This window comes from Streptomyces sp. NBC_00775 (assembly GCF_036347135.1).
GTDB lineage: Bacteria > Actinomycetota > Actinomycetes > Streptomycetales > Streptomycetaceae > Streptomyces > Streptomyces lutosisoli.
On sequence record NZ_CP108938.1, the window covers coordinates 3,618,506 to 3,639,600 of the forward strand.

A 21,095-nucleotide genomic window follows, 5' to 3' on the forward strand; every position below is an offset into this window, starting at 1 on the left:
GTCAAGCAGGCTTCCAAATTCACACCTGTTCGGAATCTGGTCACCTTGCTGTTAGGCTGGTCTGTATGAGTGACCTGTTGGAACGACTGCGCGGACGCGGATGGCGAATGACCGCGCAGCGGCGTGTCGTGGCCGAGGTCCTCGACGGCGATCACGTCCATCTGACGGCCGACGAGGTGCATGCCCGGGCCGTCGCCAAGCTGCCCGAGATCTCCCGGGCGACTGTCTACAACACGCTGGGTGAGCTGGTCTCGCTCGGCGAGGTGCTGGAAGTCGCCACGGACAAGCGCGCCAAGCGGTACGACCCGAACGCGCACCGTCCGCACCACCACCTGGTCTGCGCCCAGTGCGGCGCGATCCGCGACGTCCACCCGAGCGGCAACCCGCTCGCCGACCTCCCGGACTCGGAGCGCTTCGGCTTCACGGTCTCGGACGTCGAGGTGACGTACCGCGGCGTCTGCCCAAACTGCGCGGCGGCATAAAAACTCCGCGAAAAGCCCCGGCACCTGAGGGTGCCGGGGCTTTTCGCTACCACCGAAACCACCAAAACCACCGAACGCCAACAAACACCGAAGGCCCGGATCCATGATCTGGATCCAGGCCTTCGGTTTCAGTAGCGGGGACAGGATTTGAACCTGCGACCTCTGGGTTATGAGCCCAGCGAGCTACCGAGCTGCTCCACCCCGCGTCGACAAACTGAACACTACGTCAACCGTGTGGACCAGCGCAAATCGCTTAACGCCGGCCGTTCGGGCCCAGCAGCGGGGGTCTGGGGGCGCAGCCCCAGAAGGGGCGCGGGGGTCTGGGGGCGCAGCCCCCAAAAGGGGCGCGGGGAACTGCGCGCCCAGCCCCCACCCACCCGCACCCGACACACAACCGAACGGGGTCGAAGGGGCAGAGCCCCTGGGGATGGGACGGGTAGGGGCGGCGGGGGCGAAAACCCCACCCCAGAGCCACCGTCACGCAGACAGTTCCTCCCGCAGAGCGTCCCGCAACCGAGCCGCCCGCTCAGAAACCTCCGCAGGCCCAAGAGAAACGGCCCGGTCAGCCCACCGCTTCCCCTCCGCCAACTCCCCCCGCCGCGCATACACAAGCGCCAGCCGAAGCGCCGCCCGCCCATGCCCCGCATCAGCGGCCCGAGCCCACCACAGCGCCGCCTCAGGCTCACTCCCCTCCCGAGCCAGCAGCAGCCCGAGATTGAACGCCCCGTTCCGAGACCCGGCCTCCGCGGCCTCCCGGTACCACCGAGCCGCCTCCACCACATCGCCCCGCGCAGCGGCCAGCATCCCGACCCGCACCTGCGCCCGCCGATGCCCCTGGGACGCCGCCCGCTCGTACCACTCCTCACACTCGCTCTTCTCCTGCGCCGGCTCCCCCAGCTCATGCGCGGGCGCCGGCGGCCGCCGGGCATCAAGCACCGCCGCAAGCCGGTACGCGGCCTCGGCACTGCCACCCCCCGCCGCACACCGCAGATGCCGCTCAGCCCCCCGCTCGTCCCCCTCCCGCAGCCGCGCGATGGCGACCTGAAGCGCCGCCTCGGTGTGCCCGTCGGCGGCAGCCCGCTCGTACCACCGCAGCGCGGCCGCGTCGTCCTCCTCGGTCCCCCGCCCGGCATGCAGAATCCCGAGATTGAAAGCGGCGTCGACGCTCCCCGCCTCCGCGGCCTTGGAGAACCACGGCTGGGCCCCGGCCGAGTCCCCGACCTGAAGCAGCAGAATGGCCAGCGCGTTCGCCGCCTCCCGGTGCCCCGCGTACGCGGCCCGCCGGTACCACTGCTCGGCCTGCGCGGTCCGCCCCTGCTCGGCGCAGAGCAGCCCGAGGTTGTACGCCCCGTTCACATCGCCCGCGTCCATCGCGGCCCGGTACCACCGCTCCGCGGTCTGCGTCTCACCGCGCTCGGCGTGCAGCGCTCCCAGCGCGTTGGCGGCGTTCCCGTCACCGTCCTGCGCGGCCCGCAGCCACCACACGGCCGCGCTCTCGGTGTCCCCCGCGTCCCGCAGCAGGAATCCGAGCGCACAAGCGGCACGCGCCTCCCCGTCCTTGGCGGACGTGAGATACCAGCGCCCGGCCTCCCTCAGGTCACCGCGCTTCTCCAGAATCGCCCCGAGATGCAGCGCGGCCCGCCGGTGCCCGCGCGCGGCGGCCTGCCGGTACCACTGCTCGGCCTCTTCGCCGGCGGCACCGATCACTCCGATGACACCGTTGTCGCCGCCGATCTCGCCCGCGTCCACGGCCTTGCGATCAAGCGCACGCGCCAGCCGGTAGGCGGCCTCACGGTGCCCGCGCTCGGCGGCGGCCCGCATCCACTGCTCGGCGCCCACGTCACTGCGGTGCTCCAGCAGATCGGCGAGCGCGTACGCGCCGAGGGCGTGCCCCTGCTCGGCGGACTGGCGCAGCCAGTACTCGGCGGCGGGCTCGTCGCCGCGCTCGCGGTGGTGGCGCCCGAGCGCGTGCGCGGCGGCCGCGGAGCCCGCGACGGCGGCGATCCGCCACCATCCGGCGGCGTCGTCGGCGTACCCGCGCTGGTGCAGGAGGACACCCAGGTTGTTGGCGGCGGCGCGATCGCCTTCGGCGGTCGCGGCGCGCAGCTGAGGCTCGGCTCCGTCGAGATCACCGCGGCGCAGCAGCATGGCTCCGAGGACGCTCATCGCCTCGACGTCGCCGGCTTCGGCGGCGAGCCGCTGGCGTGCTTCCTCGGCAGCCTCGCCGGTTTCGTCCCGGTCGGAAGGCTGCGTGAAATCCGCAGGCCGCCCAAAGTCGGCAGACTGCGCAAACCGCCCTGTATCCAACAGAGTTGCCTTGTCCCCCATAACGTCCATCGTCGCACCACCTGCAACCTGGGTACACCTGGTATACCGCAGCCAGTGAGGTCACTTCAGCGTTTTGTCGACATGCCCACAGAGAGACAAGTCAAACACAGATTTCCCAACTCCCCCCGCATGGCGCAGCACTTCACAAGAGTCGCCAGGTCACCACGGGCGCCTCGGCGCGGCGTTCGCACACCCCGAAGTCCCCGGACACACACCCTGAAGACCACGGACGCACATGCCGACCGCGGACACACACGCCGAAGGCCCGGATCCATGATCAGGATCCGGGCCTTCGACTTTAGTAGCGGGGACAGGATTTGAACCTGCGACCTCTGGGTTATGAGCCCAGCGAGCTACCGAGCTGCTCCACCCCGCGCCGTTGTGTTGCAACCGTACCACGGCGCGGGGGTGCCCCTGACTCAGCCGCTGCCCGAGCTCTTGTCGCTGCTCGGGCTGCTACTGGGAGTACTGCTGGGACTACTGCTGGGACTGCTCTTGTCGCCGCTCTTGCTGCCGCCGCTGCCACTGCTGCCGCTGGTCTTGTCGGCCTTGGACTGCGCCTCCTCGGCCCGCTTCAGCGCGTCCTCAAGATCCTTCTGTGCCACGCCGTACGCCTGCCAGTCGCCCTTCTTCAGGGCTTCCTGGCCCTCGGTGAAGGCCTTCTGGGCGTCGTTCAGCGCCTGTTGGACCGTCGGATTGCTCGACGTGGGCGGAGTCGTGGTTCCGTCGCCCGGTGGCTGGGCGGTCGAACCGTCCTCTCCCAGGACCTTGTTGAGCGCCGCGTCGAGCGTGTTCTCGAAGGCGGTCTTGCCTCCGTAGGTCACCAGCACCTTGCGCAGCAGTGGGTACTTGAGCTGATTGCCGCGTACGTAGACGGGCTCCACGTAGAGCAGTCCTCCGTCGAGCGGGATCGTCATCAGATTGCCGTACTCGATGTCCGAGTCGCCGCCCTTGAGGAGTCTGATCGACTCGGCGATGTCCTGTTCGGAGTTGAACTGGCTCTGGACCTGTTTGGGCCCGTCGACGGGTTCGCTTGTCGGCAGTTTCAGGATTCTGATCTTGCCGTAATCACTGGTGCCCGCCTCGGCGTTGACCGACATGAAGGCGCTCAGGTTGTCGCGGCCGTTCGGCGTGAACGTCGTCGTCAGCGAGAACGTCTGGGCCTTCTGGTCGGGCATCTTCATGCTCAGGTAGTACGGCGGCACCGCGTTGCCCGACTTGTTGGTCGGGTCGTCCGGGACCTGCCAGACCTCGCTGCCGCTGAGGAACGTCTGCGCGTCCTTCACGTGGTAGCGGGTGAGCAGCTCGCGCTGGACCTTGAACAGGTCCTGCGGGTACCGCAGATGGTCCATGAGCGACTGCGAGATCGCCGTCTTCGGCTGCACCGTGTTCGGGAACGCCTTCATCCAGGTCTTGAGGACCGGGTCCTTGGTGTCCCACTGGTAGAGCTTGACCTCGCCGGTGTACGCGTCGACGGTCGCCTTCACCGAGTTGCGGATGTAGTTGACCTGGTTCTGCTGGGCCACCACCGCGCGCTGGTTGTTCGTCGCGGTGAGCGAGTCGGCGGTCGTGTCGCCCAGGGTGGTGCGGGAGGCGTACGGGTAGCCGTTGGTCGTGGTGTAGGCGTCGACGATCCACTGGATCTTCCCGTCCACCACGGCCGGGTAGGCGTCGCCGTCGATGGTCAGCCAGGGGGCCACCGCCTCGACGCGGTCCTTGGGGGTGCGGTTGTAGAGGATCCGGGAACCCTCGCCGATCGCGCCCGAGTAGAGGATCTGCGGCTCACCGAACGCCACGGCGTACGCGGCCCGGTTGATCGGGCTGGAGAGGCTTATCCCGCTCTTGCCCTTGTAGCTGGTGGTCTTCTCACCGTTGTCGTCGGAGTAGTCGATCTCCTTCTGGGGACCGCCGACGATCGAGTACTGGGTGGTCTTCTCGCCGTAGTAGACCCGCTGCTCGTACGTCCCCAGGTCACCGTTGGACGGCAGGTCGGACTCGGTGAAGACGGGCCGGCCGCCGGAGGTCGCCGTGGTGCCCTTGGCGGCGACGACGCCGTATCCGTGGGTGTAGCGGAAGTGGTCGTTGATCCAGTTGTTCTTCGGAATGCCGCTGAGGTTCAGCTCGCGCAGACCGATGACCGTGTCCTGGTCCTTGCCGTCCTTGCTGTACCGGTCGACATCCAGATTGGTCGGGAACGCGTAGTAGTTCTTCATCTGCTGCAGCTGCTGGAACGTCGGCGAGACGATGTTCGGGTCCAGCAGACGGATGCTCGCCGTGGTGTCGGCGTCCTCGCGCAGCTTGGTCTTGTCCTTGGTGTCGCTGGTGCCCGCGTACTCCGACACCTGGGTGCCGTCGATCCCGTACGCCTCGCGGGTCGCCTTCAGGTTCTTCTCGACGTACGGCGCTTCCTTGGCCTGCTCGTTCGGCTGGACCTGGAACTTCTGCACGATCGCCGGGTACAGACCGCCGATGAGGATCGCCGAGAGCACCATCAGGCCGAAGCCGATGACGGGCAACTGCCAGGTGCGCCGCCACAGGGTGGCGAAGAACAGGAGCGCGCAGATGACGGCGATGCAGAACAGGATCGTCTTGGCGGGCAGATACGCGTGGGCGTCGACGTACCTGAGGCCCGTCCAGTTGCCGGTCGCCTTGAAGTCGCTGGACTTCACCGCGAGTCCGTACCGGTCGAGCCAGTAGGCGACCGCCTTCAGCGCGACGAAGATGCCGAGGAGCACGGAGAGATGACCGGTGGCCGCGGCCGTGGCACGCGCCCCCGGGCTGGTGATCCGCAGCCCGCCGTACAGGTAGTGCGTGAGCGCGGCGGCGATCAGCGAGAGCACCGCGGCGGCGAAGCCGAAGCCGAGCAGGAAGCGGTACCAGGGCAGGTCGAAGGCGTAGAAGGAGACGTCGAGGTGGAACTGGGGGTCCTTCTGGTGGAAGGGAACCCCGTTCACCCACATCAGCCACGTACGCCACTGGCCCGAGGCTGATGCGCCGGCGATCAGCCCGACCAGGGAGGTGATGGCGAGCAGCAGCCACTTCTTGTAGGGCGCGATGCCCATCCGGTAGCGGTCGAGGCTCTGCTGCTCCATCGACATGGCGCTCAGCGGCGGGCGCAGCCGGTGAGCCAGCCAGATGTTCACGCCGACCGAGGCCGCCATCAGCAGGCCGAAGACGAAGAAGAGTCCGATCTTGGTCCACAGAGTGGTGGTGAAGACGGACGAATAGTGAACCGACCTGTACCAGAGCCAGTCCGTCCAGAACCCCGCGAACATGACGAAGGCCATGGCCAGCACGGCCAGTACGCCCAGCGTCATGAGCAGGGTCCGGACACGCCGGGACGGTCGGCCCACTCTGATCCGTGGCCCCGTCGGGCCTCCGCCGCGGTCCGGCATCTGGAAAGCCAAGGTGCGCACCTCGAAGTCGCTGTTGATCCGTCAGGCCCCCGTGATGGTGGACCGTCCGCAAGGCTCCGTGATCGTGGAGCCTCATCTATGCAACTTACTCACGCTTTACTCGGTTCCCGGTTCCGGGTACTAACGAGGCAGGATTGTGACCATGTCCAACACTCCCATGGCAGCGAGCCCGCTCACCCGGGCCGTACTCGAGATCGACGAGTACGCCTCCGGCCTCGGCTGGGACCAGCCCGCTCGCCTCTTCGCCCTCGTAGACACCGCGCGACTGCGGGCCCAGGAACCCGGCCTCGCGGCCCAGCTCGGCCTGCAGGACGAGCCGGAGACCACCGGTCTCACCCCCATCGAGCAGGACGAGATCCCTGCCGACAAGCCGCTGGACGAGTTCCTCGGCACCATCGCCTGGCCGGACGCCGTGGTCGGCTGCGCGCTCACGGTGGAGCGGCTGATGCTGCCGCCCTCCGCGGAGGCGTCCGTCCCGGCGGGCCTGAGCGGCAAGAAGCTCACGAAGTGGGTCGCCGAGCACCCCGACCGCCAGGAGGTCCGCATGACGGTCGGCGTCCTGCGCGACGGCACCCGCGACTCGGCGCTCCGCCTGCGCGAGAAGGACGCGCCGACGGAGGTGCTCACAGGGTCGAACCTGGTACCGGGCCTGGCCGAGGCACTGTCGACGACGTTCGCGGACTGATCTCTCGTACAAGGCTTTCTGCTACGTCGATGGGGGGCGCACCCGGTGTCGGGTGCGCCCCCATCGACGTACGAGCTCGGAGCCGGCGCGGTCAGCCCTTGGTAGTGCACTTCGGGAGGTCGGCCGTCTTGCCCGAGCTGATGTCCTTGAGGGCGCTCATCGCGTCGTCGATGGTGTTGACCTTGACGAGCGTGAGCCCGTCGGGGGTGTCCTTCGCGGCGGCCGCGCAGTTGTCCTTGGGCGTCAGGAAGTACTGGGCGCCCTTCTCGCGCGCGCCGACCGTCTTCATCTCGATGCCACCGATCGGGCCGACCTTGCCGTCGTCGTCGATGGTGCCGGTGCCCGCCACGAACTTGCCGCCGGTGAGGTTCCCCGGGGTGATCTTGTCCACGATGCCGAGCGCGAACATCAGGCCCGCGCTCGGTCCGCCGACGTCGGCGAGCTTGATGTCGATGGTGAACGGGAACGTGTGGTCGGTGCCGGCCGAGATCCCGACGATCGCCCGATCAGTACCGCTGTCGTCGGACTTGGTCGTCGTGATGGTCACGTCCTTGGTCGCGGTCGCCGTCTTGTTCTCCTTCTCGGCGGCGGCCTGCTCCTTGGCGGGCACGATCGTGAAGACGACCTTGTCGCCCGGTTTGTGCTTGGTGACCAGCTTCGCGACGTCGTCGGGCGCCTTCACCGTCGTACCGTCGACGGCCTTGATGACGTCTCCGGCGTGCAGCCTGCCTTCGGACGGGGAGTCCTTGAGCACGGTGGAGACGATCACCCAGGACTTCACCGGGATGTTCAGCTCCTTCAGAGCGGCCACCTTGGCGCTCTCCTGGGACTGGCTGAACTCCTCGGCGTTCTCCTGCGTCGACTGCTCCTCGGTCTTGCCGTCCGGGTAGAGCGTGTCGTGCGGCACGACCTTGTTGTCGTGCGCGAGCCACCCATAGACCGCCTCGACAAGATTCATGTTGTAGTCGGCGCTGGTGACCCGGACCGTGGTCATGTTCAGGTTCCCGGTCGTCGGATACGTCTTGTGCCCGGTGATCTGCAGCACCGGCTCGCCGTCGTGATCGCCAAGCGTGTTCACCGTGGGGCCCGGTGACATCTCCGAGTAGGGCACTTTGATGAACACTCCCGCGCACAGGAGCGCGATCAGGATCAGAGTGGAGGCGAGCATCGTCGCGGTGCGGCGTGGCATGGAACGACAGTACGGGACGGTGCTGTCAGCGCACCCTCGGGGCCGTCCGTACGGGGTCGGCCCGGGCCGCGCGTACGGGGCCGGGGCGCGGGAGCCTCAGACGGCGTCGGAGTGGGACTTCTCTCTCGCCTGGGCCTTCTCCATGGCCTCGGCCTTCTCCATGGCTTCACGGAAGCGCGTGTAGCCCGCGAGCTCGACGCCGTCTCCCGCCGCCTTGCGATTCCGGCCGGCCCAACTGCCCCACAGTCCGGCACCGATCGCAGCCACAAGCGGAATCAGCAACCAGGCAAGCGCCGCCATGTCGACCTCCCAACCCCATGAGCGACCGCAACTGACTGATCAGCAGATTAACCATCCGCAGTGTTAACGCTCACGGCAGGGCCCTGGTTACGCAACCGGAGGGCGGGTGAGGCTCAACAGGCGCCGACCCACTCCTCCGTACCGTCGGAGAACTTCTGGTGCTTCCAGATGGGCACCTCGTGCTTCAGGTCATCGATGAGCTTGCGACAGGCTTCGAACGCCTCACCCCGATGCGGGCACGAAACAGCGACGACGACCGCGAGATCCCCGACGGCCAGCTCACCCACACGGTGAACAGCGGCCAACGCGCGCACCGGATACTCGGCGACCACCTTCTCGGCGATCCGCCGCATCTCCGCCTCGGCACTGGGGTGACACGAATATCCGAGCTCATCGACGTCAGCACCCCCGTCGTGATTCCGCACACTCCCCACGAACAGCGCGGTCCCCCCGGCGGCGTCGTCCCCCACAGCCTTGAAGACCTCGTCCAGCGAGAGCGGCGTCTCACGAATACCGATCAACTTGATCGCGTCCTGCGCCGCCTGCTCACCGGGATGGTCATTCATGGGTGCCATAAGCCCATCGTGCCCCACCCCACTGACAACAGGAAATAGACCTTTCCCCCGGCACGGACACACAGACCTTTGGAGCCTCCTACAACGAGGCCGTTCAGACCGAAGCGGGGGTCTGGGGGCGGCGCCCCCAGAAAGGAACGCGGGGGTCTGGGGGCGCAGCCCCCAGAAGGGGCGCGGGGAACTGCGCGCCCAGCCCCCACCGGCCCGCAGCCAAAACACAACCGAACGGGGTCGAAGGGGCAGAGCCCCTGGTGGATGGGACGGGTAGGGGCGGCGGGGGCGAAAACCCCCTGTCCGGCCCCACCCGTACTCAGATCCGCCGCCGAGCCTTCCGAGCCCGCCGAACCACCGCAGCCGCACCCAGCAGAGCCACCGTCGCCCCCGCAGCCCCCGCCGCGGTCGCATCCTTCCGCCCGAGCCGTCGCCCAGCCACCGTATGCCGCCCGGCAACCTCCTCCAGCAGCTCCGCGAGAACCTCCTCATTGGTCCACTGCGGCCGCCACCCGGCGTCATGCAGCCGGCTCCCACTCACCACCCAGGGATACATCGTGTACGCCAGATCCCCGGCAGGCGAAGGAGTGAGCCCAATCCGGTGAAGCCGAGCCGCGGCCCCGAGAGCGACCGCGGACGGCAGCTCCATCCGCCGAATCCCGCTCAGCTCCTCGACCTCCTCCTGCTCCAGCCACCCGTCGCACCCGACGGCCAGCTCCCCCTCCACCTTCTCGACGACGGCGTACTCCAGAGCACTGCACAGATCCTCGACGTGGCAGAACTGCCAGGCGGGCCGGGACCCCGCCACCACCAACAGCCGAGGCGACTCGAAATACCTGGTCAGAGCGGTATCGGTACCCCCGACGAGCACACCGGGCCGCACAACGGTGACATTAAGTCCCGGATGGGCCCGCGGCGCCCGCCGCGCCAGCCGCTCGATCTCCAGCAGGTCCCCGACCCCCGTGGCCTCGGCCGTCGCCCGCAATTCGGCGTCTTCGGAGAGGGGCAGTTCGTTGTCGGGCAGCGCCCCGTAGACCATGGCCGAGGTGCACAGCACCACCCGGTGGACCCCGGCCGCGGCGGCGGCGGTGAGCACGGTCTGGGTCCCCCGGACGTTGTACGCCGTCCGCGCCGCCGCGTCCGTCTCCAGGTCGAGGTCGAGCGCCAGATGCACCACGACATCGGCCCCGCGCAGCTTCTCGGCGATCGCGGGGTCCCGCACATCCAGGATGTGCCACGTCGCGTCCGCGCACTCGCCACGCCGCTCGTCGATGGCGATGACCTGCTTGATCTCCTCGCTGGCGGCCAGCCGCTCGGTGAGCAGCGCGCCCACGCCCGACGCGGCGCCGGTGACCGCGACGACGGGCCCGCGCGGGAGCGAGCTGGTTGAGTGGTTTCGCGCTGCGCGAACCTGCGGATCTGGGGAACTCACCGGGCGTCTCCAGCGGTTGTCTTCAGTAACGGACGCGCGTGACGCGTACGTACCAGGTGGCATCCATCCTGCCGCAGGCCAAGAGTCGGCGAAGCACCGAGGCCCAATCGGGCTGTGGTGTCTACGCTGGGTGGTGTTGTCGGGCAGTCGCCGTCGGAACGAACCGGCGGCCTTACCAGCCGAGGAATCCCGTGAGTGACACCCCATTCGGATTCGGCCTTCCGCCGGAGGAGCCGGAGAACGGCGACGAGGGCAAGGAGAAGGACCAGCAGAGCGGTGGTGGTCAGGGACCGTTCGGTTTCGGGCTGCCCGGAGCCGGTGGTCCCGGAGCCGACAATCCGCTCGCAGCCATGTTCGGTTCCATGAACCCCAATGACCTGGGCGCCGCGTTCCAGCAGCTGGGCCAGATGCTCTCGTACGAGGGCGGTCCGGTGAACTGGGACATGGCCAAGCAGATCGCCCGCCAGACGGTCTCCCAGGGCACCCCTGACGGCACCAAGGACGCGAGCGTCGGTCCCGCCGAGCGCACCGCGGTCGAGCAGGCCGTGCGTCTGGCCGACCTGTGGCTGGACGACGCGACGTCTCTGCCGTCCGGCGCCGGCTCCGCCGTGGCGTGGAGCCGCGCGGAGTGGGTCGAGGCGACCCTTCCCGTGTGGAAGGAGCTCGTCGACCCGGTCGCCGAGCGCGTCGGCGCGGCCATGGGCGACGTCCTGCCGGAGGAGATGCAGGCCATGGCGGGCCCGCTCATCGGCATGATGCGCTCCATGGGCGGCGCCATGTTCGGTACGCAGATCGGGCAGGCCGTGGGCGTGCTCGCGGGCGAGGTCGTCGGCTCGACCGACATCGGCCTGCCGCTCGGCCCGGCCGGCAAGGCCGCGCTGCTGCCGCTGAACATCGAGTCGTTCGGCAAGGACCTGGGCGTCCCCCAGGAGGAGGTACGGCTCTACCTCGCCCTGCGCGAGGCCGCCCACCAGCGCCTCTTCGCCCACGTGCCGTGGCTGCGCTCGCATCTGTTCGGCGCGGTCGAGGGCTACGCGCGCGGGATCAAGGTCGACACCGCGAAGCTGGAGGACGTGGTCGGCCAGTTCGACCCGCAGAACCCGGAGGAGCTGCAGCAGGCACTCCAGCAGGGCATGTTCCAGCCGGAGGACACGCCGGAGCAGAAGGCCGCCCTGGCCCGCCTGGAGACGGCTCTCGCGCTCGTCGAGGGCTGGGTGGACGCGGTGGTTCACGCGGCCGCCAAGCCGCGCCTGTCGTCCGCGGACGCGCTGCGCGAGACGCTGCGCCGCCGCCGCGCCACGGGCGGTCCCGCCGAGCAGACCTTCGCCACGCTGATCGGCCTGGAGCTGCGCCCGCGCCGGCTGCGGGACGCCTCGCGCCTGTGGGCCTCGCTCACCGACGCGCGCGGTGTCGACGGCCGTGACGGCCTGTGGGCTCACCCGGACATGCTGCCGACCGCGTCCGACCTGGACGACCCGGACGGCTTCGTGCACCGCGAGCAGCTGGACTTCTCCGAGATCGACAAGATGCTCGGCGAGGCGGCGAGCGGCTCCGGTTCCGCCGAGAAGACGAACCTCACGAAGGACGACTCCCCCAAGGACGACGACAAGGGCGACGACAAGGGCGACGACACCGAGTGAGCCTCCACGACGACGCGGTCCTCGTACTGAAGAGCTACGAGGACCAGGAAGAGCTGCGCCAGGTCTACCTGGAGCACCTCTCGGAGCACCCCGACGGCACCTGGAAGTCCTGCACGTCCGGGCATGTCACGGCGAGCGCGCTGGTGATCGACCCGGAGCGCGGCCGCGTCCTGCTGACGCTGCACCGCAAGCTCAGGATGTGGCTGCAGATGGGCGGCCACTGCGAGCCGGACGACGCGACGCTGGCCGCGGCGGCCCTGCGCGAGGCGACCGAGGAGTCCGGGATCCCGGGCCTGACGCTGCTGCCGGGCGGTCCTGTACGTCTGGACCGGCACGCCATTCCGGCGCCGTGCAACTGGCATCTGGACGTCCAGTACGCCGCGCTGGCCCCGGCCGACGCCGTGGAGGCCATCAGCGACGAGTCCCTCGACCTGCGCTGGTTCGGCTACGGCGAGGTCGCGGAGGTGGCGGACGCCTCGGTCGTACGGCTGTTGGAGGCCACCCGCGCCAGGCTCTGAACGTGTGTAAGGGGTGACCGCAATTGCGGTCACCCCTTACTTGTGCTGCCCCGCCCCGAAAGGGCGCGGGGAACTGCGCGACCAGCCACAGCCGACTCGCAGCCTTGTACGGCGGCGGTCTTGTACGGCGGCGCTTCCCGCGGAGCGGTCAGCTCCAGACGTTGCCCTGGTTCTGCGCGTGCGCACCGTGCTGGCCCATGCCGTACTGCGCACGCAGCCCCTGGCCGATCACAGCGTTCTGCGGCGGCAGCAGCTCACTGGGCTGGATGAGCGCGAACCCGTTGCCCATGAAGCTCAGCTCCCAGCCCTCCCCGGTGTTGCCGCGGCGCCGCCACACCCCGGAGGAGTGCGTCTGGGCCTGCATCTGCACCCGCAGGCTGGTGGACCACGCGACGATCGCGTCGGCGTCGCAGTTGACGTACCGGTCCGGCGTAACCTGCATCAGCAGCGGCATCCCGGAGGTCATCAGCGCGACCTTGCCACGACCGGTGATGTTGAGCTGGTACTTGCCCGAGCCGGAGATGCCGTACTGACTGTCGACGGCGATGGCCTCGTAGTGCAGCCCGGAGTCCATCGCCAGGACGTAGCTGCTGTCCACGGTGAGACCGTCCTGGTCCACCTCCACGACGTGCACGTGCTGGCCGAGGTTGGCGAGGTAGACCGTCCCCTGCCCGTGACAGCGCATCAGGTCGAGGCCCTCACCGGTGTACGCACGCGCGCGGTGCTGGCTGTTGTTCTGGTACTCGGCGTCGAACTCGACGAGACCCTGGTACGCGACCATCGTGCCCTTGCGGGCGAGGATGTCGTCGTGGCCCTCCAGGACGACGCGCAGCATCTGCGAGTTCTGCAGGCTGTAGCGCTCCTGGGTCTGCTGCTCGTTGTAGCCGAAAAGCGGGCTCTGCATGGTGTCCTGCTCCCCCTCAGCCCCGGATCCGGAGGCGGTCGGTGCTGTCCTCGCTGGGCTGGACCACGACGATGCCCTGCCCGGAGAACGCCATCTGGTACGCCTCACCGCTGCCGCGTCCGATCAGCGACTGCGCCTTGAAGCTGCGCTTGCCCTTCACCTTGAGGTTCGGGGACCAGGCGACGAGCGCGTCCGGGTCGACGTACGTCTCGTCCTCACCACCGCCGCAGTCGACGACGATCGGCTTGCCCCGGGAGGTCAGCGCGACCCAGCCCTGGCCGGAGATCTTGGTGTTCCAGAGCCCCTGTCCGGCGAACTTGGCGAGCCCCTTCACCCGCTCGACGCCCCACGTGAGGTGCGCGTCGAAGGCGAGCAGGTTCGTCGCGTTGACGGAAATCGCGTCCCCATTGAGGTTGATGACGACGACGTTCGCCCCGTAGTCGGCGAGGTAGAGCAGGCCGTCACCGGAGCACTTCATCAGGGGCGCGCCCTCGCCGGTGACCCAGTCGCGCGCGATCTGGCGTACGGCTGGCGGGTTGGGCTCGTACTGGACGAACCCTTCGTAGGCGACCATCGACCCCACGCGCGCGAGGAGGTCGTTTCCGGTCTGCATGGCGACCTTCAGCATGTGATTGCCGTGGTTCTCCATGCGGGTGGTGACGGGTGCCGGGGCGAAGCCCGCAAGTGGCTGGTTCATGACGGGCTCCCTCAGACCTCGTACGGCTGGACGACGACAAAACTGCCGGGCGCGGCGCGGAACTGGAGGTTCACGCTCTCGCCGGTGTCGCCGGGATAGGCGTTCCGGCGCATCCGCACCTGGCTGGAGACGATCACCTGTGCGGCCGCGGACCAGGCGACGACCGCGTTGCAGTCGGCGAAGGTCGTGGGCGTCACGGGCAGCACGACGGGGGCACCGTGGGTCTTCACGACGATGGTGCCGGTCCCCTGGAACTGCATCGTGAACAGGGCGCCTCCGGGAATGCCGTGTCCCTCGATACGGCGCACCTCGTACTGGAGCGACTCGTCGAAGGCGAGCACGTTCTCCGCGGAGACACAGATCGCGTCGCCCTGGAGCTCGATGGGGTGCACATGGGTGGAGTTCTCGGCGAGGAACACCTGGCCCTGGCCGGTGCAGCGCATCAGCTGCATCTCCTGGCCGGTCGAGTTGCCCACGATCCGGCCGGCGAATCCGGCGCCCTTGTAGCTGAAGTCGACCTTGCCCTGGTAGAGCACCATGCTGCCCTGGCGGGCCAGCACGGGCTGACCACCGATGCCGAGGTCGACCCGGATGAGCTTCTTGTTCTGCTGGGTCCACCGCTGGCCGGTGGGCGTCTCCTTGAAGGCCCCCAGCGCGGCGGCCACACCGGCACCGCCCTGCGGAGCGCCCTGGGGAGCACCGTACGGGGAGGGCGCACCGGGCTGGCCCGGGAACTGTCCGGGCGCCTGACCCGGGACCTGCCCGTACTGCGGCTGCTGGCCGTAACCGGGGGGCGCGGCCGGGGCCTGCTGGCCATAACCAGGAGGCGCGGGAGGCGCCTGCTGACCGTAACCGGGAGGCGCGGTCGGCGCCTGCTGGCCGTAACCGGGCGGCATCGGCGCCGTCTGGCCGGGAGGCTGCTGGCCGTAGCCCGGCGGCGGACCGGGCTGCCCGGGCGGCTGCGCGTACGGCGCGGGGCCCGGCGGATGCACGGTGCCGCCCGGCGGGGTGTGCAGGGGCGCGATGATGGTCGGCGCGGCGTGCACCGAGGGCGCGGGCGCCGGCGCGACGGGGGGCGTGACTCCCGGGGGCGGCGCGAAGCCCTGCGCGGCGGGCTGCGGCGCGGGGGCCGGAGCCGGGGCGGGCACGGGTGCCGGGGCCGGAGCGGCCGGGCCGCCGAACGCGGGCGGCGCGGTGGCCTGGGCCGGCGGGGCGAAGGACGGCGCGGCCCCGGCCTGCGGCTGCTGCGCGGCGGGCTGCTCCTCGGCGACCTCGCCGCCGAAGTTCTTGAGCAGCGCTTCGAGGCCGCCGTCGAAGCCCTGTCCCACGGCGGCGAACCGCCAGACGTCCTTCAGGTAGAAGTCGCCCAGCATCACGGCACGTTCCGTGGAGAACTCCGCGCCGCTGAACGAGTACCGGGCCACCTCCTCGCCGCCCGCGACGATACGGAGGTATCCAGGAGCGATCTGCGCCATCTGTCCGGCGCCGTCGATGGTCGCCGTGAACGACAGTTTGTGGATCTGCGCCGGGATCCGGTCGAGCGTGACGCGGAAGGACTCCGTGTCGCCCGACTGGGCACCGAGGAGCTGGATCGACTCCTCCGGGGTCTTCGGCTGGTTGAAGAAGACGAAGTACTGGTCGTCCGACAGCCGTTCGTCGGCGTCAAGACCGAAGCAACTGATGTCGAAGGTCAGTCCGGGGCCAGTGATCTGCACACCTACGTACAGATCGGTGCCCGCGGTGAGGTCACTGATCTTGGCCTTGTGGCCGCGTTGGAATTCCCTGGCCATGCGTAACGACCGTCCCCCATCCCGATGCGAGTGCGTCGCGTCAGGCTAACGGCAAACCCTGGGAGTGGACGAAGCCGGTACAGACCCGGTACACAATCGCCCTCTCGTCGAGGGCGGACCCCCGCTACTCGTCGCGGGCGGCGGGCAGATGGGGCAGCCGGTCGGCGGCGACCACCCCTTCGAGGTAGCCGCGAGCACGCTCGGTACGCGGATACGCCTCGAGCAGCCGCCAGAAGCGCGGCCCGTGTCCGGGCACCAACAGGTGGGCCAGTTCGTGGACGAGGACGTAGTCGACGACGTACTCGGGCATGCCCTGCAACCGGTGCGACAGACGGATACTGCCCTCGGACGGGGTGCACGAGCCCCAGCGCGTGTTCTGGTTGGTGACCCAGCGCACCGAAGTGGGCCGGGCCCGGCCGTCGAAGTACTGGCTCGACAAACGCTCCGCCCGTTCGGCCAGCTCGGCGTCGCCGAGCACCCTTTTGTTCTCCTGGGCGGCCAGTTTGTCGAGCATGACGGTCACCCAGCGCTGCTCCTCCGCCTCGGACATCCGGGCGGGGATGAGCACAACGGTGCGATCGCCCTCGCGGTACGCGGAGACCGTTCTGCGCCGTCGCGCGCTCCTGCGGACCTCGATCGCGCTCGCCCCCGAGCCGCTTGGCGGCGGGCTCGTCGTACTGCGCTGTGGTTTTCCGGCGCGGTGCAGTGGGTCGGCGGGCACGCCCCGACGTTACCCGCTGCACATGGGGGAAGTCCCGCCCCCGGGACGGTTCGATGCCGATCCGCACTCCGTGCGCTTGATTTGTACGACGAACGGTGCCACCTGTGGACAACTTTCGGCACCGATCGGCCCGGACGGGCATGCTGGCATTCGGTCGGCGGAGCAGGACGCACCCCCGCCGACACACGGGGACGTTCTACGGGCTACGGGGGTAGGTCATGCATCCGATGGTGAAGCCCGCGCTGCGGCGCGGCTGGCGGGATCTCAACACCGTGCAGTTCGGGATGGCACCCGCGCACGCCATGGTGCTGGGCCCGATGGACACGGCGACGGGCAGTTTCCTCGACCTGCTCGACGGCACACGCGGGCTGCCGCACCTACGCGAAGAGGGACGCAAGATGGGCCTGCCCGACGGCCATGTCGACGGGCTGGTGGAACGGCTGGCCCGGTCCGGCCTGCTGGACGACTCGACCGGAGGTGGCCCGGCCGCGGACGCCTTGCGCAGGAAGAAGGAGGTCCTGGACCGGCTGCTCCCCGACCTCGCCTCCCTCTCCCTCGTCGCACCCGAACCGGGCGACGCCATCAAACGCCTGGCCGCCCGCCGCTCACTGCGCGTACAGGTGAGGGGCGCGGGTCGGGTGGGAGTGATCCTGGCCTCACTGCTCGCGGGCGCGGGCGTGGGCGAGATCGATGTGCGCGACATCGGCCGCGTCGAGCCGTGGGACGTGGCACCGGGCGGGCTGCCCGCAGACTCCATCGGTGAGCGCCGGGAGGAGGCCGCCCGCCGGGCGGTGCGCCGAGCCGCACCCGGCCGTCCGCCCCGGACATCCTCGAAGGAGAAGAAGGAGAACGAGGAAGAGAAGGGGGCGGAGAAGGGGGCGGTGCGGGGACTGTCGCTGGTGATCCTCACTCCCCGGGACGGTCTCGCCGTCCACGCGCCCGATCCAGCCGCCGCCGAAGCCCTGATCGCCTCGGGGACGCCACATCTGTACGCGGGTGTCGTCGAAGGCACCGGCGTGGTCGGCCCCTTGGTCCTGCCCGGCGACACCGGCTGCGCGGGATGCCTGGACGAGGGACGCGCCGACCGGGATCCGACATGGCCTCGTCTGGTCGCACAGTGGCGCTCAGGACAGCAGCGCCGGGTACCCGCGTGCGACCTCACTCTGGCGGCCGGCGTAGCCGGAGTGGCCGCGGGTCACGCACTTGCCTTCCTGGACGGCGAATTGCCCTCCAGCGCGGGGGCACGCTGGGAGGCATCGGTCCCGGGCTTCGACTGGCACGCCAGACCCGTCTGGCCGCATCCGGCATGCCCGTGCGGCACGGCGGAGAAAGGTAAGGGGGAGCGGGCCTCGGAGGACGGCGGGCCGCACGCGACAATGGCGGGGCAACAGCCGTACGCGGCACGGCTGTCTGGGACTTGGAGGGCGCATGTCTGATCTTCCCCGGAAGGCGGTCACCCGTACGGCCAAACTCGCCGCGCTACCGCTCGGCTTCGCCGGACGGGCAACCTGGGGGCTCGGCAAACGGATCGGCGGGAAGTCGGCGGAGATCGTGGGCCGTGAGCTCCAGCAGCGCACGGCGGAGCAGCTGTTCAAGGTGCTGGGCGAGCTCAAGGGCGGCGCCATGAAGTTCGGGCAGGCGATGTCCGTCTTCGAGTCGGCGCTGCCCGAGGAGGTCGCGGGGCCGTATCGCGCGGCGCTGACGAAGCTCCAGGAAGCGGCGCCTCCCATGCCGACGCGCACCGTCCACTCGGTGCTGGAGGAGCGGCTCGGCGAGAACTGGTCCGAGCTGTTCGTGGAGTTCGAGGACAAGCCGTCCGCGGCGGCCTCGATCGGCCAGGTCCACCGGGCGGTGTGGCATGACGGGCGCGAGGTCGCCGTCAAGGTGCAGTACCCCGGGGCGGGCGAGGCCCTGCTGTCCGATCTGACCCAGCTCAGCCGATTCGCCAGACTTCTCGGCCCCCTGATCCCCGGTATGGACATCAAGCCGCTCATCGCGGAACTGCGCGACCGAGTGTCCGAGGAGCTCGACTACGGACTCGAGGCGCAGGCCCAGAAGGCGCACGCGGAGGAGTTCGCGGGCGACCCGGATGTCCTTGTACCGGCGGTGGTCCACCAGTGCGACCAGGTCCTGGTGACCGAATGGATCGACGGGATACCGCTGTCGGAAGTGATCGCCGACGGAACCCAGGAGCAGCGGGACCGCGCCGGCCAGCTGCTGGCCCGCTTTCTCTTCTCGGGCCCCGCCCGCACCGGCCTGCTGCACGCCGATCCGCACCCGGGCAACTTCCGTCTCCTGCCGGACGAGAAGAACGGCTGGCGTCTGGGCGTCCTGGACTTCGGCACGGTCGACCGCCTGCCCGGCGGTCTGCCCCTGCCGATCGGCGACTCCCTCCGCATGACCCTCGACGGCGAGGCTGAGGCGGTCTACGAACTGCTCTGCGAGGAGGGCTTCGTCAAGGAGTCCATAGACCTCGAACCGGACGCGGTCCTGGACTACCTCCTGCCGATCATCGAACCGGCCCAGGCCGACGAGTTCACCTTCACCCGCGGCTGGATGCGCAGCCAGGCCGCCCGGGTGGCCGACCCCCGCTCCCCCGCCCACCAACTGGGCAAACGGCTCAACCTGCCCCCGGCCTACCTCCTGATACACCGCGTGACGCTGAGCACCATTGGCGTCCTGTGCCAACTCGGCGCGACGGTCCGCCTGCGCGACGAACTGGAGGAGTGGTTGCCGGGGTTCGTGCCCGACGAGGAGCTGCTGGACGAGGAGGATGCGGCGGCGGAGGCGTGAGCGGGCCTACCACCACGCCGAGTCCAGGCGGCCTTCGATCGCTCTGAGGTTGGTGCGGGCGCAGTTGTCGCAGAAGTAGTTGCGGGTGCCGTTCTCGACGGAACAGGTCCAGGTCAGCTGGGGACCGTCAGCCGGGGTGCCGCAGCGGGCGCACACGATGTGCTGGACCTCGCCCGCCTCGGGCCGCGGTGCGGAGCCGGTGCTGTCACTGTCCCCGGGAAGACTCGTCACTCGGCGACGATATCGCCGTGGTCGGCGGTTCGCCCGGCACAACGCACCGCGGGGGCCGGTCCGTTCGGACCGGCCCCCGCGGGGAATCACTGTCTGCTATGGCTGCGACTGCCGTCGGCTACTGCATGACCGCCATGGCCAGCGCGCGCCGGGCTCGCATCGAGGCGCGCTCGGCCCGGCGCTGCATGCGGCGGGCGGTCGCCAGGCGCACGGCCCGACGTTCCTGCTCAGCCTGGTGCAGTCGCTCGTGCATATGCGCACGAGCCAGGGCTTCTGGGATGAGTTGCATCTCTCGGGTCCTGTTCTGACGCGAGTCGTTCGCGCCGGTGGTGGTGAAGTCTGGGATCGCGGAGCCTGCGGGCTCGCCGGCGGACGGCTTCATCGGGGCCTGCTTCTTGGGGTCGTTCGTCAGGGGGCGGTCGATCGTTCCTCGGGCGTTCATGCCGCAACCGGGTTCTTGCGCGGGCGGCCACGCGGCCGCTTGCGGGCCACGACAACTCCCTGGACGAAGAGCTCGCCACCCCAGACGCCCCAGGGCTCGCGCCGCTCCTTGGCGCCGGCGAGGCAGGCCTCCATCAGCGGGCAGGTGCGGCAGAGGGACTTGGCGTACTCGACATCGGCCGGCGACTCGGCGAAGAAGACCTCCGGGTCGTAGGAGCGGCAGGGGACGGGTACGCCGAGGTTCTCGATGGCGTCGTCGAGCGCGGTGAGCGCAGTGAGCGGGATCAAGGTGGAGTCCTCCGTGAGGCCGGGCGGGGGGATCGTTTCGGAAGGCGGTACGGACGGGGCGTGCGCTTCGAGTTGCACGGTTCGTCTTCCTCGTCTGGTCGTGCCGGCCGGGTTGGCCGGTTGGCGGCTGGTACCGGGTTCTTTTCTTGTCCCGAGGCCCCTTCGTTCCGCTGTCCCTGGTCGGGGACAAACAGAAGGGCCGCGGATCCCGGGTGGGGTTCCGCGGCCCTGAAGGCGCCGGCCTGATCGAGAATCAGGCTGGATCACTCCAGGGTTCAGGCCCACGGAAGGCCCACATCGTGTGGTGCTGCTTCGTCTGCTTCAGGGATCCGGCACCGGCTGCCGCAAAGGCATAGGCGTGCGCCTCTGCCCCTACTGCCGCTTCCAGTGCCTGGGTCGGTCGCTCATTGCGCTCACGGATGGGAAGACCCGAGAGAGACACGGAGGACGCCGGCCGGACGGCGGGAATGCCGGACAGACCGGTGCCCAGGTTCGAGACGCCGAGCAGGCACGTGGAGACGACAGAGCGATCGGTCATTTTGACGGTGCTGATGGAGCTGGTGTTGATGCTGATCACTGGAATCGCCTCCTCTCGGCGTCTATGGGGACCGGGGTGAACCGGTCCGACGGTTATTAAGTACAGCACGGAACCAGGGCCTTGGAGAAGGCCGCCG

Annotated in this window: 20 protein-coding genes and 2 tRNA genes; 6 read left to right on the forward strand and 16 right to left on the reverse strand. The window is 69.3% G+C overall.

Translation table 11 applies throughout. The features are described from left to right. Nucleotides 1–65: 65 nt before the first annotated feature. Complete coding sequence (locus OIC96_RS16010) at nt 66–482, forward strand: Fur family transcriptional regulator (RefSeq protein ID WP_095747967.1); 417 nt, start codon at nt 66–68, stop codon at nt 480–482. A 132-nt stretch (nt 483–614) separates the two neighbouring features. Here the strand turns inward: OIC96_RS16010 and OIC96_RS16015 are convergent. From OIC96_RS16015 to OIC96_RS16030, 4 genes are all read right to left on the reverse strand, one after another. Then, nucleotides 615–688: transfer RNA gene (locus OIC96_RS16015), tRNA-Met, on the reverse strand. A gap of 271 nt (nt 689–959) precedes the next feature. Further along, entirely contained in the window at nt 960–2,819 is a 1,860-nt protein-coding gene (locus OIC96_RS16020) for a tetratricopeptide repeat protein (protein ID WP_330307186.1), read from the reverse strand. A gap of 293 nt (nt 2,820–3,112) precedes the next feature. Beyond that, nucleotides 3,113–3,186, reverse strand: a tRNA-Met gene (locus OIC96_RS16025). 43 nt (nt 3,187–3,229) lie between these two features. Next, the gene (locus tag OIC96_RS16030) at nt 3,230–6,205 is read right to left on the reverse strand and encodes a UPF0182 family membrane protein (RefSeq protein WP_406502282.1); all 2,976 of its coding nucleotides are present in this window, start codon (nt 6,203–6,205) and stop codon (nt 3,230–3,232) included. 163 nt (nt 6,206–6,368) lie between these two features. On the opposite strand from OIC96_RS16030, the gene OIC96_RS16035 reads away from it, so the two are divergent. Next, nucleotides 6,369–6,911, forward strand: a complete 543-nt coding sequence (locus tag OIC96_RS16035; RefSeq protein WP_330307184.1) for a PPA1309 family protein — start codon at nt 6,369–6,371, stop codon at nt 6,909–6,911. Between the two features lie 91 nt (nt 6,912–7,002). On the opposite strand, the gene OIC96_RS16040 is transcribed toward OIC96_RS16035, so the two are convergent. The 4 genes from OIC96_RS16040 to OIC96_RS16055 all read right to left on the reverse strand — a co-directional run bounded on the left by OIC96_RS16040 (nt 7,003) and on the right by OIC96_RS16055 (nt 10,398). Beyond that, complete coding sequence (locus OIC96_RS16040; protein WP_330307183.1) at nt 7,003–8,100, reverse strand: YlbL family protein; 1,098 nt, start codon at nt 8,098–8,100, stop codon at nt 7,003–7,005. A 96-nt stretch (nt 8,101–8,196) separates the two neighbouring features. Further along, nucleotides 8,197–8,400 carry a hypothetical protein gene (locus tag OIC96_RS16045; RefSeq protein ID WP_330307182.1) on the reverse strand — a complete coding sequence of 68 codons (204 nt, stop codon included), beginning with the start codon at nt 8,398–8,400 and terminating at the stop codon, nt 8,197–8,199. Nucleotides 8,401–8,513: 113 nt separating this feature from the next. Further along, the gene (locus OIC96_RS16050) at nt 8,514–8,975 is read right to left on the reverse strand and encodes a molybdenum cofactor biosynthesis protein MoaE (RefSeq protein WP_327431580.1); all 462 of its coding nucleotides are present in this window, start codon (nt 8,973–8,975) and stop codon (nt 8,514–8,516) included. Nucleotides 8,976–9,285: 310 nt separating this feature from the next. After that, entirely contained in the window at nt 9,286–10,398 is a 1,113-nt protein-coding gene (locus OIC96_RS16055) for an SDR family oxidoreductase (protein ID WP_330307181.1), read from the reverse strand. A 191-nt stretch (nt 10,399–10,589) separates the two neighbouring features. Between OIC96_RS16055 and OIC96_RS16060 the strand changes: the two genes are divergently transcribed. Together OIC96_RS16060 and OIC96_RS16065 are read left to right on the forward strand one after the other, a co-directional pair. Continuing rightward, the gene (locus tag OIC96_RS16060; protein ID WP_330307180.1) at nt 10,590–12,038 is read left to right on the forward strand and encodes a zinc-dependent metalloprotease; all 1,449 of its coding nucleotides are present in this window, start codon (nt 10,590–10,592) and stop codon (nt 12,036–12,038) included. After that, nucleotides 12,035–12,556, forward strand: coding sequence for an NUDIX hydrolase (locus tag OIC96_RS16065; protein WP_330307179.1), 522 nt, complete (start codon nt 12,035–12,037; stop codon nt 12,554–12,556). The genes OIC96_RS16060 and OIC96_RS16065 overlap by 4 nt, the downstream gene beginning before the upstream one ends. 148 nt (nt 12,557–12,704) lie before the next feature. On the opposite strand, the gene OIC96_RS16070 is transcribed toward OIC96_RS16065, so the two are convergent. The 4 genes from OIC96_RS16070 to OIC96_RS16085 all read right to left on the reverse strand — a co-directional run bounded on the left by OIC96_RS16070 (nt 12,705) and on the right by OIC96_RS16085 (nt 16,668). Beyond that, nucleotides 12,705–13,460 carry an AIM24 family protein gene (locus OIC96_RS16070; RefSeq protein WP_330307178.1) on the reverse strand — a complete coding sequence of 252 codons (756 nt, stop codon included), beginning with the start codon at nt 13,458–13,460 and terminating at the stop codon, nt 12,705–12,707. Nucleotides 13,461–13,476: 16 nt separating this feature from the next. Next, nucleotides 13,477–14,157: an AIM24 family protein gene (locus OIC96_RS16075; protein WP_327431575.1), complete on the reverse strand. Its 681-nt coding sequence runs from the start codon at nt 14,155–14,157 to the stop codon at nt 13,477–13,479. Between the two features lie 11 nt (nt 14,158–14,168). Further along, nucleotides 14,169–15,947, reverse strand: a complete 1,779-nt coding sequence (locus tag OIC96_RS16080; protein ID WP_330307177.1) for a TerD family protein — start codon at nt 15,945–15,947, stop codon at nt 14,169–14,171. Between the two features lie 124 nt (nt 15,948–16,071). After that, the gene (locus OIC96_RS16085) at nt 16,072–16,668 is read right to left on the reverse strand and encodes a M48 metallopeptidase family protein (protein WP_330307176.1); all 597 of its coding nucleotides are present in this window, start codon (nt 16,666–16,668) and stop codon (nt 16,072–16,074) included. A 218-nt stretch (nt 16,669–16,886) separates the two neighbouring features. Here OIC96_RS16085 and OIC96_RS16090 point away from each other — a divergent pair, with 218 nt between their 5' ends. Continuing rightward, entirely contained in the window at nt 16,887–18,104 is a 1,218-nt protein-coding gene (locus tag OIC96_RS16090) for a TOMM precursor leader peptide-binding protein (RefSeq protein WP_330307175.1), read from the forward strand. Beyond that, on the forward strand, nt 18,097–19,461 hold the full coding sequence (locus OIC96_RS16095; protein ID WP_330307174.1) for an ABC1 kinase family protein: 1,365 nt from the start codon (nt 18,097–18,099) through the stop codon (nt 19,459–19,461). The genes OIC96_RS16090 and OIC96_RS16095 overlap by 8 nt, the downstream gene beginning before the upstream one ends. A gap of 6 nt (nt 19,462–19,467) precedes the next feature. Here the strand turns inward: OIC96_RS16095 and OIC96_RS16100 are convergent, their stop codons facing one another. The 4 genes from OIC96_RS16100 to OIC96_RS16115 all read right to left on the reverse strand — a co-directional run bounded on the left by OIC96_RS16100 (nt 19,468) and on the right by OIC96_RS16115 (nt 20,998). After that, complete coding sequence (locus tag OIC96_RS16100; protein WP_330307173.1) at nt 19,468–19,692, reverse strand: hypothetical protein; 225 nt, start codon at nt 19,690–19,692, stop codon at nt 19,468–19,470. A 118-nt stretch (nt 19,693–19,810) separates the two neighbouring features. Next, complete coding sequence (locus OIC96_RS16105; protein ID WP_327431569.1) at nt 19,811–20,134, reverse strand: hypothetical protein; 324 nt, start codon at nt 20,132–20,134, stop codon at nt 19,811–19,813. Then, on the reverse strand, nt 20,131–20,499 hold the full coding sequence (locus OIC96_RS16110) for a WhiB family transcriptional regulator (RefSeq protein ID WP_028802016.1): 369 nt from the start codon (nt 20,497–20,499) through the stop codon (nt 20,131–20,133). Before OIC96_RS16110 ends, OIC96_RS16105 begins: the two co-directional genes overlap by 4 nt. 175 nt (nt 20,500–20,674) lie before the next feature. Next, the gene (locus tag OIC96_RS16115; RefSeq protein ID WP_330307172.1) at nt 20,675–20,998 is read right to left on the reverse strand and encodes a hypothetical protein; all 324 of its coding nucleotides are present in this window, start codon (nt 20,996–20,998) and stop codon (nt 20,675–20,677) included. Nucleotides 20,999–21,095: the final 97 nt, after the last annotated feature.

Coding starts and splice junctions, on each gene's coding strand:
- OIC96_RS16090 (WP_330307175.1), top strand. CDS start 16,887: ATGCATCCGATGGTGAAGCCCGCGCTGCGGCGCGGCTGGCGGGATCTC.
- OIC96_RS16035 (WP_330307184.1), top strand. CDS start 6,369: ATGTCCAACACTCCCATGGCAGCGAGCCCGCTCACCCGGGCCGTACTC.
- OIC96_RS16080 (WP_330307177.1), bottom strand. CDS start 15,947: ATGGCCAGGGAATTCCAACGCGGCCACAAGGCCAAGATCAGTGACCTC.
- OIC96_RS16095 (WP_330307174.1), top strand. CDS start 18,097: ATGTCTGATCTTCCCCGGAAGGCGGTCACCCGTACGGCCAAACTCGCC.
- OIC96_RS16045 (WP_330307182.1), bottom strand. CDS start 8,400: ATGGCGGCGCTTGCCTGGTTGCTGATTCCGCTTGTGGCTGCGATCGGT.
- OIC96_RS16020 (WP_330307186.1), bottom strand. CDS start 2,819: ATGGACGTTATGGGGGACAAGGCAACTCTGTTGGATACAGGGCGGTTT.
- OIC96_RS16010 (WP_095747967.1), top strand. CDS start 66: ATGAGTGACCTGTTGGAACGACTGCGCGGACGCGGATGGCGAATGACC.
- OIC96_RS16075 (WP_327431575.1), bottom strand. CDS start 14,157: ATGAACCAGCCACTTGCGGGCTTCGCCCCGGCACCCGTCACCACCCGC.
- OIC96_RS16030 (WP_406502282.1), bottom strand. CDS start 6,205: ATGCCGGACCGCGGCGGAGGCCCGACGGGGCCACGGATCAGAGTGGGC.
- OIC96_RS16070 (WP_330307178.1), bottom strand. CDS start 13,460: ATGCAGAGCCCGCTTTTCGGCTACAACGAGCAGCAGACCCAGGAGCGC.
- OIC96_RS16050 (WP_327431580.1), bottom strand. CDS start 8,975: ATGGCACCCATGAATGACCATCCCGGTGAGCAGGCGGCGCAGGACGCG.
- OIC96_RS16040 (WP_330307183.1), bottom strand. CDS start 8,100: ATGCCACGCCGCACCGCGACGATGCTCGCCTCCACTCTGATCCTGATC.
- OIC96_RS16105 (WP_327431569.1), bottom strand. CDS start 20,134: ATGAACGCCCGAGGAACGATCGACCGCCCCCTGACGAACGACCCCAAG.